The following is a 14831-nucleotide window of genomic DNA, read 5'->3' as shown; positions in this document are numbered from 1 at the left end:
TAGATTATTATCCCTTCGCGGTACCTCCTTCCCCTGTACTGATCGGCGCTCCCAACTAAAACGCAAATCTTCTTCGTTGTATTAGTATCAGTTCGTGCTGACGATCTTGATCACGTCGCCCTCCTCGAGTTCGTACTCCTCGCCGATCTCCCGACTCGATTTAGCGTCGACGGCGTGGAGGTAGCCGTCGCCGATGTCGGAGTGGACGGCGTAGGCCAGATCGACCGGCGTCGAGCCGTCGGGCAGCAGGAAGGCGTCGGGCAGCACGTTGCCGCTGCCGTCGGACCACTTCGCGGCGTCCTCGACGGGGTAGGCGGTGAGGTGCTCGAGCAGGTCGTAGACGGCGTAGTTCAGCGCGCTCTGGACGCCGGTGCCGCCGTGCTCGGCCATCGTTTCGCCGAGGTCCTCGAGCGCCTCGCGCTGGGCGTCGCTGACGTCGTCGCCGATCTCGAGGTGCTCGTCGCCGGGATCATAGTCGACCAACCCGTTGTCTGCGGCCCGTCGCAGTGCAAGTTCGCCCTCCGCAGTGGTCGGGATCACGGGCTTGTCGAGGTCGAGTAGCTTCTCGACGTTCTCCTCGGGCGCGACGTCGATCTTGTTCGCGGCGACGACGATCGGTTTGGTGCGCTCCCGGACCAGCCGCGCGAGTTCCTCGCGGTGGTCGTCCTCCCACTGGATGGGGTCCTCGGGGTAGTCCAGTTCGCGCAGGACGGTCGCGATCTGTTTCGGCGAGGCGCCGAAGCCCGAGAGCATGTCCGACAGCACGTCGTCGATGTCAAAGTCGGGCGAGCGGGACTTGCGCTCCACGGACTCCCAGTTGTTCTCGACGATGCCCGCCAGCCAGAGGTCCATCTCCTCCTCGACGAAGTCGATGTCCTCGAGCGGGTCGTGAGCGCCGATGTCGACGGGTTCGCCCTTCTCGTTGGTCCCGCCGGAGGCGTCGATCACGTTGACGATCACGTCCGCGTTGGTGAGTTCGTCGAGGAACTGGTTGCCCAGCCCCTTCCCCTCGTGGGCGCCCGGCACCAGCCCCGCGACGTCGATGAGTTCGATCGGGACGTAGCGCTTGCCGCCCTCGCAGTCGTCGGCGGTACAGCGCTCCTCGCGCTCGAGGCAGGGACACTCGGTCCGGACGTAGCTCACGCCCCGATTGGCGTCGATCGTCGTGAACGGGTAGTTGGCGACGTCGACCTCGGCCATCGTCGCCGCGGTGTAGAACGTGGACTTGCCGGCGTTGGGCTTTCCGGCAAGCGCGATCGAAAGCATGGCTCAGCGTAGCAGGGTCCGGGAAAACTACCTTTCGATTCGGGGAGTGCTCGCAGCGACGTGAGACGGGCGGAAATCGACGGCCCGTTCGCCGCCGGCGCTATCTCGTCCCCGGCTCGAACGACTCGAGCAGCACCGACGCCTCACGAACGCCTTCCTCGAAGACGGCGTGTTCCGACGCCGACACGCGATCCGCGGCGGAATCCCAGTCGACGGCCCGGATCTCCCGCAGTTCCGGGAGGATCGAGTGACGAAGGCCGACGGCGACGGTGTCGGGGTCGGCGTCCGTGTGATACGAGACGGCGCGGGCGAGCTCGTCGACCGGCCGCGGTTCCTCGTCCCACTCGTGGTAGAGGATCGCGAGGGCGATTCGGGCGCGCTCCCGCCGGAGCACCTCGAGGACCGTCTCCGCCGTCGACGGGACGGCCGCGACGGCGTCGACCCCCGGTTCCGGAATCGACCGCGGTGACGCGTCAGTGGCACCGGACTCGAGGCGTGCGGCCGGATCCAGCGGGTGCGCGGGATCGTCGGTACCAGCCCAGACGTCAGCGTCGGGCGAGACGCCCGAGGGAGACGGCGTCTCGGTCGTCGCCGACGCGTCAGTGGTCGTCGGTGCGTCGGTGATGGCCGGTGCGTGGGTCGTCGCCGACGCGTCACTCGCCGTCGTGTCGGCGGCCGTCTCGTCGGCCGTGGTCGTCCCGGCGGCGGCCGCCGTCGGTCGCTCGAGCGTCGATTCCGACTCGTTACCAGCCGGTGCCGACGTCCCGGTCACGGTCGACACGGTAGTTGCGGTGGGTGTCGTAGTCGCGGCCGGCGCTTCGGTCCCGTCCTCGTCGGTCTCATCGCTCGAGTCACTCGAGTCGATCGATTCAACCGGCGCGACTCCCTGCGGTTCCCGAACGGCGGTGAGGAAGCCGGTCGCACCGCCGACCGCCGCGAGGGTCGTGACGAGCGACAGGGGGTCGCGAATCGCGCCGCCCTCGAGGGCGACGTAGCCGACCAGCCAGACGCCGAGCGCGCAGGCGGCGACGATGCCGATCGAGACCCGGGTCGCCGCTCGCCAGCGGACGTCCGGTGAGACGTTGCAACTGGCCAACCAGTAACCGCCGGTAGCCAGTCCCGTCGGGACGAGCAACGAGACGAACAGTTCGAACGCGACTACCGGGTGCGAGACCGGCGTGCCGAGCGTTCGGACGGTTCCGGCGACCGCGAGCGCGAGGCCCATCGCGACGATCACGGCGGTCGAGTCCCCCCATCCCTCCCACTCGTTTCTCGTGGGGGTAGCGAAACGCATGTCTCTCCGTTCCAGAGACTATCACATAAAACGAACTGTCGGCTCAGCGTTCGATAATGGGCAGCTATCGGCTCAGGATTCGACGGCCAGCGGCTTCAGAGCTCGATGGCCATCATCACCTCGTCGACGTAGTGGCCGTTCAGTTTGTAGTGATCCTCGCGGACCGCCTCGGTCTCCCAGTCGTGGGCCTCGAGGAAGGCGATGGCGTCCTCGTTGCTCGAGGGGACGCTCTGGTAGACCCGTTCGTAGCCGTTGGATCCGGCCCACTCGAGGCCACGCGAGAGGAGGTGCGACCCGAGGCCGTGACCCTGGTACTCGTCGAGGACGCCGACGGTGAGTTCGGCGGTGTGAGACAGCTTTTCGAGTTCCGGGGCGTGGATGTGCACCCAGCCGACGACCTCGTCCTCGACGGTCGCGACGAAGAACATCCGGGACTCGAGTTCGTTGTGCCGGAGCAGAGCCTCTTCGTGGTCGATCTCGTCGGCCACGCTCTCGGCCTCGATGTACGTCTTCTCCGCGGCGACCTGTCGGATCGCCCCGACGACGCCCGAGAGATCCTCCTGCCTGGCCGGCCGGACGTGGAACTCGAGGTCGTCGGCGACGTACTCCTCCTCCGCGCCGGCGTCGATCGTCACCCGGAGTTTCCCGTCGGTTTCCTCGAGCCGTCCGTCGCGTTTCAGGATCGCGACGTGGTGGCGGAGGCCGCTCGGATCGACGTCTAGCTCTCGTCGCGCCTCCTCCGGATCGACCGCGCCGTGGCGTTCGACGTACTCGTAGATCAGTTTCCGGTCGTCGTGACCGAACTCGAGCGGTTGACTGGATTTCATGCTGTTCGATACCACTCCACAATACTTAACCTCTTGGCTGATCGGATCGATTCGCCGCTCGAATGCGCTGACAGGCTATGAAACATCGATTTGGAGCCGGGAACGGATTCGTCCGGTAACGGGAGTCCTCTGCCTGGTCGAACGGATCACACGACCGACCGCGACCGTCCGCTATTGACGGACCGCGAGCGCCCTCAAGCGACGGACTACGAGCGACCGACCGCGACCGAGAACCGCGCGAGCGCCGTCGCTCCGGTCGCGCGGCTACTTAAGGAGACAACTGGTACAGGCGGGTGGACTTCGCCGGGGAGTTCCTCGATTCGAGTGCGAGATGGTCCCCATCGATCCACATCTCGCGTTTCCATGATCGGAACGGACCTGCTCGTCGCCGGCCCCGTCCTCCTCCTCGCGGTAGTCGTCGGACTGGTCGCCCACGAGTCGGCCCACGCCGCCGCCCTCCGACTGTTCGGCATCGAACACACCGTTACCTACTTCCCGGGCCAAACCGAGGGCGTCGCTCTCCTGGCGAGTTGCCCGTGGGCGGTCGTGGAACCGCAACCGACCGGCCGAGAGTCGACGCACTCCCTGCGCGTCGCGGCGCTCGCGCCAGCACTCCTCGCGGTCCCGGTCTTCGCGCTCGGGGCCGGCGGTGTGCTCCCGGCGGGGTCGCCGGTCGCGACGGCGTTCGCGGTCGGCTGGCTCGCCTGCTCGATTCCGAGCCCGCAGGACTTCTCAGTCGTCTTCTACGCCCACCGCGTCCTCGAGACCGAGACCGAGACCACCCCCGATTCGAACGCGGCGACGTCGCTTTCCCGCGCCGACTGACGGTCGTCGCCTCGTCGCCGCGTTCTCCGCAGTCCTCTCGCCCGCCGAGTACCGAATACGCTATCCCTCGCCGAGTACCGAATACGCGTGCCAGCCCGCCACGACGGCGACGGCCAGCACGACCAGCGTCGCTGCGGCGGCCCACGGAACCGGCAGAAGACCCGCCGCGATCGCCGCGAGAAACAGGCCACAGCACGCGACTGCGCCCGCGTACCGGTAGGGCCATGGATCCGTCGACGCCCCCTCGAGCCCCGACAGGTACGGATCGAACTGGGCGGCGAGCGGGGTCGATTCGATCGTGCCTCGATCCTTGTCGTAGTGGATGATGCCACGCGTGTCGAGTTTGGGGAGGTGTGACTGGTACAGCGAGATGTAGACCCGCTGGCGCTGACTCGAGGACAGGTTCTCGACGGTCGTGTCGTGTTCCCAGGCGGCGATCCGTTCGGCGACCTCGCGTAACGTGACCGGGTCGTCGGCCCCCCGGAGGTACCGGAGGACGTGGCGGCGGCGACTGGTTTGCAGGAGGTGATAGATATCGTCGGGGTCGAGTTCGCCGCGCTCGTCGTCCCCCGATATCCCCCCGGATTCGGGCCGGTCGTCCGACTGCCCAGTTGGTGGCGCGGTGTTGCTCATCGTCGATACCACAACAACCGAGGGGACGGTTAAGTATCTTGGTCGTTCCGTCGGCGAGACGGGTGGCCTCGCAGATCGGTCCGAATCGAGTCGGCAGCGCCTTCGAAAACGAGAGTCGGGCCGTGAACCACAGCCGTGACGGCCCGGTCGACGGTTCGAAAGACAGTCACACAGCCACGAGTGACCGTCGTGATTGAGCACGAGTGATCCACCGGCGCGTCGTGTCCACTCGGTCGCGTGTCGCGGGGTCGGCGTGTCGCCGACGAGAAGAGTTTGTTCACGTCCAATAATAAAACTATCTCTCGAGGAAGATACGACGTTTTATCGGGAATAGCTGCACGTTCGAATTATATTAGTTGAAATATTTGATATTATTACGATTACTTGCTCGCGGACGACGCGAAAATTGGCGCTCTGTCAGCTACGTCGCGAACTCGCGTTCGGAGAACGGGCGTCGCCGGTCACGGATCGATCGCGGTCGGCATCATCCCGCCGGTCAACTCCGCACTGACCAGCGCGGCGTGACTGCGACGGAGACGCTCCGACAGGGCCTGGTGGGAGACGTCGAGTTCCGCGGCGAGTTCCTTGAGCGTGATCTCCCGCGGGACGTCGAAGTACCCCAGTTCGTGGGCTTTGCAGATCGTCTCGTACTGGGTCTGGGTCAGCGGCGTTCGCGCGCTCGTGAGGTCGTCGATCCCCGCCAGCCGGGTGACCTGGACCTGGAAGTCGTACTGCTCGAACAGCGAGTGACACGTCGAGAGCGACGTCCGCTCGTGGAAGAGCATCTTCACCGACCACGTGCTGGCTTCGGCTCGAACCGAGAGGATCGCCCCGTCGTTTTCCGCGACGATCCGCTCGAAGAGTTTGAAGTCCGCTCCGAAGTCGAGACGGAACAGCCAGCGGTCTCCCTCGAGGTCGTCACCCGATCCGACGGGTTCCTGTTCGTCGGCTAAACTCGCAATCACGTCCACCGACGGGTCCGCTTCCAGCGCCTCGCGGACGGATTGCCGATCGGGACCGGCGACCCAGACGAGCGGGGGCGAATCGCCGATGAGTCCGTCGATCTGGCACTCGAACGTCGGAACCCGATCGAACGTCCGGTCGGCACCGAGACGATCGGCCGGAATCTCGAGTTCGACGACTGTGGTCATCATCCGATGCCACCACAGTGACGTATAGACCCGTTGGGTTTCCGGTAGCCTTTCCCGCCATCCATTTCCCGTGACTGTTCGGAAATACGTACACTCCCTTGCTTCGATCTCTCGTACGGAATAAACAGGGGTAGAGGGTCGTGACGACGGATTCAGTTTCTGAAACCACCGAAAAACTATAATAAGATCATCGTCAAAGATTCATATGACCAAGGGCTCGAACTTGGTCGACAGGGAATACAGGTCGACTGCGCTGCGTTTTCCCGCCGTCCGACCTGTCGATCGAACACCGAGCGTCGCGTTCGTTCCACGAGGCCGCTCGAACCCGCTACCGGCGGTTCTTCGAACGCCGATCCCAGATCGATACTGCGCGACGGCGACGAACCTCCGGCGCGGTCCAAATCGGCGCGGTCCTGATCGGCCGGGCCAGCCGTCGAACGAGGCGTTTGGCCCGACTCGAGTCCGTTGGGGACGCCGGAGCGATCAGAACGACTGCTGGAACCCGCAGACCGGACAGGTCATCATGCCGTTCTCGACGAGGAGGTAGCTTCGCTCGCAGCGGTCGCAGGGACACCCGATCGAAACGCCCGTCGTGCGGGCGATCCCGTGGAGCGTGTTGTCCAGGAGCTGGAGGCGGGACTCGGCCCGGTCCAGTCGCTCGGTCACGGTCAGGAGGCGGGCCTCAGAGCGCGCGACGCGCGCGTTCGTCGCCTCGAGTGCGGTCCGCACCGGACGAGCGTCGCGTCCGCGGTCGTCGATTCGTGATGGGGATGGGGTTCGCGGAGTCATCAGTACCGGTAGGCGACCGACGGAGATATAGGTATCCACGGAACCGTCTCACCGGCCCGAATCGATCGATATCTGACGGTACGGGGGAATCGATTCGGCTCCGATCGGGGAGTCCCGTCTCAGGCGGTGGCCGTCCGCGATCGCGACAGTCGCAGACTCCCGTAGAGGCTGCCGACCGCCAGGATCACGACGAGCGCGCCGGCGATCACGTTGCTCCAGAGCATTCGATCCGTCGTCACCTCGAGAACGAACGGGGCGGCGATAACCCACACGCCCAGAAGGGCGACGATTGCGGGAGCGGCGACGGCGGGAAGCCGCCAGCCGTCCGGCCACGCGGCCGTGTAGGCCGCGAAGAACGCGATCGCCGCGCCGGCGACGACGTTGTTGATGATGATCCATCCGAACCCGGTGAGCACGACGCCCGACCAGAGGATCCAGGCGCCGAGCGCGGCGGCCAAGCCGGCGCTCCGTTCCGGCAGTGGCGAACGGTTCTCGGTCGTGCTACTAGTACTCATGCCCGTTCGTACGCGGCCCGGCGGTCTAAATGTGAACCAAGCATTATGCCGCGAACGACCGTCAGAGACAGTGACGCCGTCGCTGCCGTGGCGAGCTCGGCTGAGCATCGTCGTCGGATCCGAGAAACCCCGCCCATCGGATTCGCTCGTTCGACTCCCGTCCGAACTGATGACTGTTCAGTCGTGACATCCGCATCGTTTTATCGTCCCGGGCTAACTATTCTCTATGGCCACCGGAAACGTCGGTACCGAGGATGTGATCGATATCCTCTTGATCGAGCCGAATCCGGGAGATACCCGGCTCTTCACGGAAACCTTTCGGGACGCGAAGCTCCTGAACGTCGTCCACGCCGTCCCCGACGGTGACGCCGCCCTCGATTTCCTCCACCAGCGCGGCGAGTACGCCGACGAGTCCCCGCCCGATATCATCCTGCTCGAGCCCCAGCTCTCCGGAACGAGCGGGATGGACGTCCTCGCGGAACTGAACGACGAACCGGTCCTCGCAGACATTCCCGTCGCCGTGCTCACGAGTTCTCGGATGGGTGAAGAGATCGTTCGCTCCCACGGCCTCGAGGCCGACTGCTACATTCGGAAGCCAGTCGAACCCACGGACTTCGTCGAGTTCGTCCACGAGATCGAGGAGTTCTGGTTCGCGATCGTTCGCGAACCGTCGGAAACGTAACGCGTCTCGACGGTCCGCGTCGGTCGCGGGAGACCGCCGGGTGGGTACTGTGACGCGAAGCCGTCGGCGGGTCTCAGGAGACGAGCATTTCGGCCCCCGAAATCGTCGAAATCAGTCATAACGAGGTTCGGGGCCAACAGCGTTTTTGGTGGTCGATCCCTATCGACGGTGATGACTACTCCCATCTCCGACACCAGCCAACCTCCCGACCGCAAGGCCGTGCTGATCTGTTTCGACTGCGGACACGAGAGTTCGGTCGACGGCGACTGGATCCTCGAGCGAGACGGCGGCCGTGAACGCTCCCGCTGTCCCGAGTGCGGGACGACGATCACCGCCCGACCGGCGAGCGACTACGGCGAGCGCTCGAGGCGAGCGGCCGCATGTGCCGACGACTGATCGCTGACTGGCCGCGCGGACACCGATCCGTTCACTCACAGACCGATCCGGAACGTCTCCGGGAACGCCCCACGTTAACCCTTCCACGACGCTCGCGGTCGGTATCGTAACTCGAGGCCGACAGCGACGGGGCCGACCGTTCACTCGGCCGTCGGAAGCGTCGCCGAGAACGTCGTTCCCGCCCCCGGTTCGCTCTCGACCCGGATCTCGCCGCCGTGGCGCTCGACGATGCGCTGGCAGAGCGCCAGTCCGATGCCCGTCCCGTCGTGGGTCTCGCGACTGTGGAGGCGCTGGAAGACCTCGAAGATGCGCTCCTGATCGTCGGGTTCGATGCCGATTCCCTCGTCGCGGACCGAGATTTCCCACCCCTCTCCCCGTCGCTGGGCGCCGATACGGATCACCGGCGGCTCGTCGCCGCTGTACTCGATCGCGTTCGACAGGAGGTTCTGGAACAGTTGCCGCAACTGGTTGTCGTCGCCGTTCACGCGGGGGAGGTCGTCGACGCGAACGTCGGCACCGCTCTCCTCGATCCGGAGCCGTAGATCCGCGAGGACGTCCTCGACGACGGTCTCGAGATCCGTCGGTTCGAACGGATCCCCCTGGGTCTCGATCCGCGAGTACTCGAGCAAACCGGCGATCATCTCACGCATCCGCTCTGCGCCGTCGACGGCGTACTCGAGGAACTCCTCACCGTCCGCATCGAGCGCGTCGCCGTACCGCTTCTCGAGCAACTGGAGGTAGCTCGAGACCATCCGCAGGGGCTCCTGCAGGTCGTGGCTGGCCGCGTAGGCGAAGTGCTCGAGTCGCTCGTTCGACGCCTCGAGTCGCTCGATCGTTTCCTCGAGTCGCCGCTGGTACGCCCGGCGTTCGGTGATGTCGGTCAGGGTGAGCACCGCGCGGGTCACCGCGCCCCGCTCGTCCCTGATCGGCATCCCCCTGACGCTTACGATCCGCTGCTCGCCGTCCATAGCGTCGATCTCGAAGACCACCGGATCGGTGACCTCCTCGCCGTCGAGGACCCGTGCGATCGTCCACTCGTCGCGTCCGACCGGTTCGCCCGTATCGGCCCACCTGACCGGGAGTGCGTCGTACTCGTCGAGGGAGTCGGCGTCGAACACGTCGCCGCCCCAGATCTCTTTGGCGGCCTCGTTGACCTCGAGAAGGCCCCCGTTCTCGTCGGCGACGACGACGCCGACGGGGAGGATCTCGAAGAGGGATTGCCACTGGTCCCTGTTCCGCTGGAGCTCCAGTTCGGTACGCTTGCGCTCGGTGATATCGGTGAGCGCGCCGGGAAATGTCTGAGGGGTGCCGTCCTCGTCGCACTCGACGCGACCCCGAGAGGATACCCAGCGGAGTTCCCCGTCGGCGTTCCAGACGCGGTACTCCGCCTCGTACTCCCTGCAGGCGTCGATCGCCGCCTCGGTCTTCCGTTCGATCCGGTCGCGGTCGCCCTCGTGGATCGCCGCGAAGAACCGATCGCTCGAGACGCCCTCGCGGGCCGCCGCGGGGTCGACGCCGAACGTCTCGGCGAACGTCTCCCCGGTAACCATCACGTCCTCGGAGAGTTGCCACTCCCAGGTGCCGACCGCACCGGCCTCCGTCGCCGCCTCGAGTTGGGCCTTCGCGTCCTCGAGGTACCGCTCGCGTTCTTTCTGCTCGGTGATGTCCTGAGCCATCGTCATCCCCGCGAAGACGTCGCCGCGCTCGTCGGTAATCGGCACCGCGTGGAGCACCCACTCTCGATCGGCGTACCGGAGTTCGACCGACGCCTCCTCGCCCCGGAGGGCGGCCTGAAACGCCGGCTCGAGGTCGGTGACCGTCTCGTCCGGCCAGACGTCGTCGAAGCTCTCGCCCTCGAGATCCTCGGGATCGACGGGGATGCGATCGAACCCCCGGCCCGCCGCCAGCGTGTACTCGAGGTCGTGATCGAACAGCGTCACGAGTCCGTTCGGGAAGTACTCCGCGAGCGTTCGGTAGCGGCGCTCGGACTCCTCGAGCGCGCGCTCGCGTTCTTTTCTCTCGGTAACGTCGCGGAAGTAGACCGAAACGCCGGTCTCGGAGGGGTAGATGTTCGCTTCGACCCAGAAGCCGAGCGTGTCGTAGTAGAGTTCGTAGCTGGTCATCTCCTGGGTTTCCCGAGCCGTGTAGAAGGCCTCCCAGACCTCGTCGAGGTCGGCCGCGGAGGGGAACACGTCCCAGAGGTTCCGACCGAGCAACTCCGCCTCGTCGTGTTGTAGCAGTTCCTCCGCCCGTTCGTTGACGTGGGTAAACCGGAACTCCTCGTCGAGCGCGTAGAACGCGTCGGAGATGCGACCGAAGATCTCGTTCAGTTCCGTCGAGAGTTCGGCCTCGCGCTCCTTGAGTTCGGTGACGTCCTCGCCGGTCGTGACGACGCGGTCGACCGCCCCGTCGTCGGTCAGGATGGGGGCGGCGTTGACCGACAACCAGCGCGTATCGCCGCTCGGGAGTTCGGTTCGGAGCAGTCGATCGTACACCGGTTCGCCCGTCTCGAGCGTCCGCGCGAACGGGTGGTCGTCAATCCCGATCTCGCGGCCGTCCTCGTCGAAGACCGTCCGATCCGAGGGGTCGTACTCGTCGACGTCACCGCGGATCTCGAGCAGGTCCCGCAGGCGCTCGTTCATCCGCGTAACCTCGCCGTCGGTGTCGAGCACCTGAATCCCGACGGGGCTGGTCTCGAGGATCTGATCGACGAGCGTGCGCTCGCGCTCGAGTTGCCGTTTGCGCTCTTCGAGGCGTTGCTCGGTCCGTTTCTGCTCTGTGATATCGCGGACGATGCCGACCGATCCCTCGAACGTCCCGTCGGCCGTCAGCAGGCTCACTCGGAGCTCGAAATACCGCGTCTCGCCGGCGGCCGTCCGGGCCGTGATCTCGAACGTCTCGTTCAGGCGCTCGCCGCTCGCGACGTGGGCCGCCATCTCGCGGGAGAGCCGCTCGATGTCCTCGTCATCGAGCAGGATCGACGCGTGTTCACCGAGGAGTTCGTCTCGGCTGTAGCCGCTCATCTCGAGGATGCTCTCGTTGACCGCGGTGAACCGCCCCGCCGCATCGAGCTGGTAGATACCGTCGTCGACCGCGTTCACGAGCGTCCGGTAACACTGAAGTGCGGCGGAATCGGTGAAATCGTCTCCCCAGAACGCAGGTTCCGCCGCGTCCGCTCGTTTACTCATGTCTTCCCGCTCGATAGTGGGAGGGATAAATCCCCGGATGAGCGGAACTCGTTCCGCGAGTGACCGACGGCGGCGCCGCGGTGATTCACTCGGTCGCCGTCGGAAGCGTAAACGAGAACGTCGTCCCCTCGCCCGGTTCGGAGTCGACCCAGATGCGACCTCCGTGGCGTTCGACGATTCGCTGACACAGCGCCAGCCCGATGCCCGCCCCCGCGTGTTCCTCGCGGCTGTGGAGTCGCTGGAAGACCTCGAAGACGCGATCCTGATCCTCGGGATCGATCCCGATCCCCTCGTCATGGACCGAAATCAACTGCTTGCGCCCGCTCCGTTCCGCCTCGACGCGAATCCGCGGTGGCTCGTCGCCGCTGTACTCGATCGCGTTGGAGACGAGATTCTGAAACACCTGCCGGAGCTGGCTCTCGTCGGCCTCGACCCGGGGAAGGTTCTCGACGGCGATCTCGGCGTCGTGCTCCTCGACCATCACCTGCAGGTTCTCGAGCGCGTCGTCGATCACCGCGTCCAGTTCGACCGGCTCGAGCGGATCGCCCTGCGTGTCGACCCGGGAGTACGCGAGCAGGCCGTCGATCATCTCGCGCATCCGGTCGGCGCCGTCGACGGCGTATTCGAGGAACTCCTCGCCGTCCGCGTCGAGGTCGTCACCGTACCGGTGGTCGATCAGCGAGAGGTAACTCGAGACCATCCGCAACGGCTCTTGCAGGTCGTGGCTGGCGGCGTACGCGAACTGTTCGAGCCGCTCGTTCGACGCCTCGAGTTTGCGCTGATACTCCCGCCGCTCGGTGACGTCCTGTACCACGAGCATCCCCGCGTAGATCTCGTCGTCGGCGTTCCTGACGGGAACCGTGTGCGCGAACAGGTCTCGGTCGTGGTACTGTACCTCGAACGAGTTGGCCGCTCCCTCGAGGGCGGCCTCGAAGTGCGGTTCGACCTCGTCGACGATTTCGTCGGGATACACGTCGGCGACGGTCGTCCCGACCCGCTCGTCCGACGTGAGGCCGAGCTCCGCCAACAGTTCGCCGCCGACGACGGTGTACCGCAGATCCTCGTCGAACAGGCCGACCGCACCGTTGGGGAAGTTCTCGACGAGCGTCCGGTAGCGGCGCTCGGACTCCTCGAGCGCCCGTTCGTGTTCCTTGCGTTCGGTGATGTCCTCGGCGATGCCGACGATTCGCTCGAGGCCCCCGTTCCGGACCGGAACGGTTCGGCCGTGGAGCCACCGGACCTCTCCGTCGGGTCGGACGATCCGGTACTCCTCGTCGAACTCGCTGGTCGGGATCTCGGCGTAGATGTCGTTCATGCGCGGCTGGTCCTCCGGATGTACCGCGTCGAGGAACGACGTCGGGTCGTCGTACAGCGACTCCCGGTCGCGCCCCACGATCGTCTCGTAGGCGGGATTGATGTAGAGGATCGCCCTCGTCTCGGGGTCGGAGATCCACACCATCTCCTCCAAATTCTCGGCGAGCATGCGGAACTTCGCCTCGCTCTCCTCGAGCGCCTGCTCGCGCTCCTTGCGTTCGGTGATGTCCTGGGCGATTGTCATCCCGCCGAAGACGGTTCCCTGGTCGTCGGTGAGCGGCACCACGTGGACGACCCACTCCCGGCCGACGTACTCCGCTTCGACGACTCGCTGCTCGCCGTCGAGCGCGGCCCTGAACGCGGGCCGGAGCGCGTCGGCGACGTGTTCGGGCCACACCTCCTCGACCGCTTCTCCTTCGGCGTCCGCCGACGAGATGGGGAACTCGTCGAACCCCTGCCCGGCCGCGAGGGTATAGCGAAGATCCTCGTCGAACATCGTGACGATGCCGTTCGGGAAGTGTTCAGCGAGCGTCCGGTAGCGGCGTTCGGACTCCTCGAGTTTCTGCTCGCGCTCCTTGCGTTCGGTGACGTCCCGGAAGTAGATCGACAGCCCGGACTCGGAGGGGTAGGCGTGGACCTCGAACCAGATCCCGAGGGGCGGGTAGTACTCCTCGAACGACGTCGGTTCCTGGGTCGCCATCGTCTTCCGATACTCCTCCTCGAACGTCGTTCCGAGCGCCGGTTCGAACGGATCCCAGAAGTTCTCGCCGACCAGCCCCTGGTCTTCGGGGTCGAGCAACTCCGCTCCGCGGTTGTTGATGTACGTGATGTCCCAGTCCTGATCGAGCCCGATGAACGCGTCCGTGATCCGGTCGAACGTCTCCTCGAGTTCGCTCTCCCGCTCGCGAAGCTTTCGTTTCGTCCGCGCTTCCTCGAGGGCCGCCGCGAGGACGTTCGCGACGCTCTGGACGAAGTTCGCGTCGTGTTTCGTAAACGTTCGGCGCTCGGTCGTGTGCGTCCCCAGCACCCCCCACGGATCTTCCGTCGAGCCGACGACGACGCTGATCCCGCTGACGACGTCGCGGTCGGTGAGCAACTCGGGGCTGGAGAACCGATCCTCGGTTCGGAGATCGTCGACGATGACCGGGCGCTCGGAGTGGAGCGTGTACCCCGCTTGCGAGTCCGGTCCCGTCGGGACCGTCGCGCTCCCGACGAGGTCGTCGGGCCACCCCACGCCGTGGCGAAGCACGACCGCCTCGCCGCCGGGACACAACTCGAGGACGTGCGCGTACTCGGTCTCGAGCGTCTCGGCGATCGCGCTGGCGGCGTCGCGCATCAACTGCTCGAGGTCGCCCGTCTCGAGGGCCTGCTGTCCGAGTTCGGCGACGACCTCCTGTTGGCGGATCCGGGTGTGAACCGTCGAATCGGCATCCGCGGGAGGGGCTTTCGTCATTCAGCAGTAGTAGCGGCGGTAGCCGGATAAGGCCTTCCGTCACGGTGTTACCACCGCGTGATCGGTTTCGGGTGACTCGACGGAGGCTCGAGCGGTACTCTCGCGTGACGCGATAGCCCACGCTGGGCCGTCCGCGAACGGGGAGGTGGTGTTCGCGTACTGCAGCGACTCGAGTCCCGATTTCGGCTGAGCGCCGACATTCGAGGCCGACGTTACTCGAGGCGGGGCGTTACTCGAGCGGTGCCTCGAGTGCGAGTGGCGCGATGCGACAGCCACACGGGGCCACGAATCCGTCAGTGGGCCCCACGACCGTCACGGTCAGTACCGGGGCGTCGCAGTCGGGACAGGTGGGCCGCGCGGCCGGGCCGGCCGTCTCATCCGTCATCGTCGCCTCCGGTGGGTGGGGACTCGAGGCGGGCGGTTCGGCCGACGGGTGGGAGGGGTATCTCCCGGGAGACGCAACGAAATCATGATTTGTGAACGCTCGCGGGGTGGAAG

13 protein-coding genes are annotated in these 14831 nt (G+C 65.9%); 3 read left to right on the top strand and 10 right to left on the bottom strand.

Annotation, left to right across the window (positions count from 1 at the left end):
- Window positions 1-87: 87 nt before the first annotated feature.
- From J0X25_RS35565 to J0X25_RS35555, 3 genes are all read right to left on the bottom strand, one after another.
- A complete protein-coding gene (locus J0X25_RS35565) occupies window positions 88-1266 on the bottom strand; it encodes a redox-regulated ATPase YchF (RefSeq protein ID WP_207288601.1) in 1179 nt (392 codons plus the stop codon).
- 100 nt (window positions 1267-1366) lie between these two features.
- Window positions 1367-2560, bottom strand: coding sequence for an RAD23 family protein (locus J0X25_RS35560; protein ID WP_207288600.1), 1194 nt, complete (start codon window positions 2558-2560; stop codon window positions 1367-1369).
- A 95-nt stretch (window positions 2561-2655) separates the two neighbouring features.
- A complete protein-coding gene (locus J0X25_RS35555; RefSeq protein WP_207288599.1) occupies window positions 2656-3387 on the bottom strand; it encodes a GNAT family N-acetyltransferase in 732 nt (243 codons plus the stop codon).
- A 363-nt stretch (window positions 3388-3750) separates the two neighbouring features.
- Between J0X25_RS35555 and J0X25_RS35550 the strand changes: the two genes are divergently transcribed.
- Window positions 3751-4212, top strand: coding sequence for a hypothetical protein (locus J0X25_RS35550; protein ID WP_207288598.1), 462 nt, complete (start codon window positions 3751-3753; stop codon window positions 4210-4212).
- Between the two features lie 60 nt (window positions 4213-4272).
- On the opposite strand, the gene J0X25_RS35545 is transcribed toward J0X25_RS35550, so the two are convergent.
- From J0X25_RS35545 to J0X25_RS35530, 4 genes are all read right to left on the bottom strand, one after another.
- Window positions 4273-4845, bottom strand: a complete 573-nt coding sequence (locus tag J0X25_RS35545; protein WP_207288597.1) for a DUF7344 domain-containing protein — start codon at window positions 4843-4845, stop codon at window positions 4273-4275.
- A 461-nt stretch (window positions 4846-5306) separates the two neighbouring features.
- The gene (locus tag J0X25_RS35540; RefSeq protein WP_207288596.1) at window positions 5307-5996 is read right to left on the bottom strand and encodes a helix-turn-helix domain-containing protein; all 690 of its coding nucleotides are present in this window, start codon (window positions 5994-5996) and stop codon (window positions 5307-5309) included.
- 483 nt (window positions 5997-6479) lie between these two features.
- A complete protein-coding gene (locus J0X25_RS35535) occupies window positions 6480-6785 on the bottom strand; it encodes a hypothetical protein (protein WP_207288595.1) in 306 nt (101 codons plus the stop codon).
- Window positions 6786-6904: 119 nt separating this feature from the next.
- The gene (locus tag J0X25_RS35530) at window positions 6905-7300 is read right to left on the bottom strand and encodes an SPW repeat protein (RefSeq protein WP_207288594.1); all 396 of its coding nucleotides are present in this window, start codon (window positions 7298-7300) and stop codon (window positions 6905-6907) included.
- 226 nt (window positions 7301-7526) lie between these two features.
- Between J0X25_RS35530 and J0X25_RS35525 the strand changes: the two genes are divergently transcribed.
- Window positions 7527-7982 carry a response regulator gene (locus J0X25_RS35525; protein ID WP_207288593.1) on the top strand — a complete coding sequence of 152 codons (456 nt, stop codon included), beginning with the start codon at window positions 7527-7529 and terminating at the stop codon, window positions 7980-7982.
- A 171-nt stretch (window positions 7983-8153) separates the two neighbouring features.
- Entirely contained in the window at window positions 8154-8378 is a 225-nt protein-coding gene (locus J0X25_RS35520; protein WP_207288592.1) for a DUF8106 domain-containing protein, read from the top strand.
- A 140-nt stretch (window positions 8379-8518) separates the two neighbouring features.
- Here the strand turns inward: J0X25_RS35520 and J0X25_RS35515 are convergent, their stop codons facing one another.
- The 3 genes from J0X25_RS35515 to J0X25_RS35505 all read right to left on the bottom strand — a co-directional run bounded on the left by J0X25_RS35515 (window position 8519) and on the right by J0X25_RS35505 (window position 14718).
- Window positions 8519-11566: a PAS domain-containing sensor histidine kinase gene (locus J0X25_RS35515; RefSeq protein WP_207288591.1), complete on the bottom strand. Its 3048-nt coding sequence runs from the start codon at window positions 11564-11566 to the stop codon at window positions 8519-8521.
- An 85-nt stretch (window positions 11567-11651) separates the two neighbouring features.
- Window positions 11652-14333, bottom strand: a complete 2682-nt coding sequence (locus J0X25_RS35510) for a PAS domain S-box protein (RefSeq protein ID WP_207288590.1) — start codon at window positions 14331-14333, stop codon at window positions 11652-11654.
- A gap of 229 nt (window positions 14334-14562) precedes the next feature.
- Window positions 14563-14718: a hypothetical protein gene (locus J0X25_RS35505; RefSeq protein WP_207288589.1), complete on the bottom strand. Its 156-nt coding sequence runs from the start codon at window positions 14716-14718 to the stop codon at window positions 14563-14565.
- Between the last annotated feature and the right edge of the window lie 113 nt (window positions 14719-14831).

It is taken from the genome of Haloterrigena alkaliphila, from assembly GCF_017352155.2.
In the GTDB taxonomy this organism is placed as follows: Archaea; Halobacteriota; Halobacteria; order Halobacteriales; family Natrialbaceae; genus Haloterrigena; species Haloterrigena alkaliphila.
This window is presented reverse-complemented; position numbering and strand designations above follow the sequence as displayed.

What these genes read in the sequence shown, in the direction of transcription:
- J0X25_RS35505 (WP_207288589.1), bottom strand. Translation starts at nt 14,718, where the DNA reads ATGACGGATGAGACGGCCGGCCCGGCCGCGCGGCCCACCTGTCCCGAC.
- J0X25_RS35545 (WP_207288597.1), bottom strand. Translation starts at nt 4,845, where the DNA reads ATGAGCAACACCGCGCCACCAACTGGGCAGTCGGACGACCGGCCCGAA.
- J0X25_RS35535 (WP_207288595.1), bottom strand. Translation starts at nt 6,785, where the DNA reads ATGACTCCGCGAACCCCATCCCCATCACGAATCGACGACCGCGGACGC.
- J0X25_RS35530 (WP_207288594.1), bottom strand. Translation starts at nt 7,300, where the DNA reads ATGAGTACTAGTAGCACGACCGAGAACCGTTCGCCACTGCCGGAACGG.
- J0X25_RS35525 (WP_207288593.1), top strand. Translation starts at nt 7,527, where the DNA reads ATGGCCACCGGAAACGTCGGTACCGAGGATGTGATCGATATCCTCTTG.
- J0X25_RS35550 (WP_207288598.1), top strand. Translation starts at nt 3,751, where the DNA reads ATGATCGGAACGGACCTGCTCGTCGCCGGCCCCGTCCTCCTCCTCGCG.
- J0X25_RS35520 (WP_207288592.1), top strand. Translation starts at nt 8,154, where the DNA reads ATGACTACTCCCATCTCCGACACCAGCCAACCTCCCGACCGCAAGGCC.
- J0X25_RS35565 (WP_207288601.1), bottom strand. Translation starts at nt 1,266, where the DNA reads ATGCTTTCGATCGCGCTTGCCGGAAAGCCCAACGCCGGCAAGTCCACG.
- J0X25_RS35560 (WP_207288600.1), bottom strand. Translation starts at nt 2,560, where the DNA reads ATGCGTTTCGCTACCCCCACGAGAAACGAGTGGGAGGGATGGGGGGAC.
- J0X25_RS35515 (WP_207288591.1), bottom strand. Translation starts at nt 11,566, where the DNA reads ATGAGTAAACGAGCGGACGCGGCGGAACCTGCGTTCTGGGGAGACGAT.
- J0X25_RS35510 (WP_207288590.1), bottom strand. Translation starts at nt 14,333, where the DNA reads ATGACGAAAGCCCCTCCCGCGGATGCCGATTCGACGGTTCACACCCGG.
- J0X25_RS35555 (WP_207288599.1), bottom strand. Translation starts at nt 3,387, where the DNA reads ATGAAATCCAGTCAACCGCTCGAGTTCGGTCACGACGACCGGAAACTG.
- J0X25_RS35540 (WP_207288596.1), bottom strand. Translation starts at nt 5,996, where the DNA reads ATGACCACAGTCGTCGAACTCGAGATTCCGGCCGATCGTCTCGGTGCC.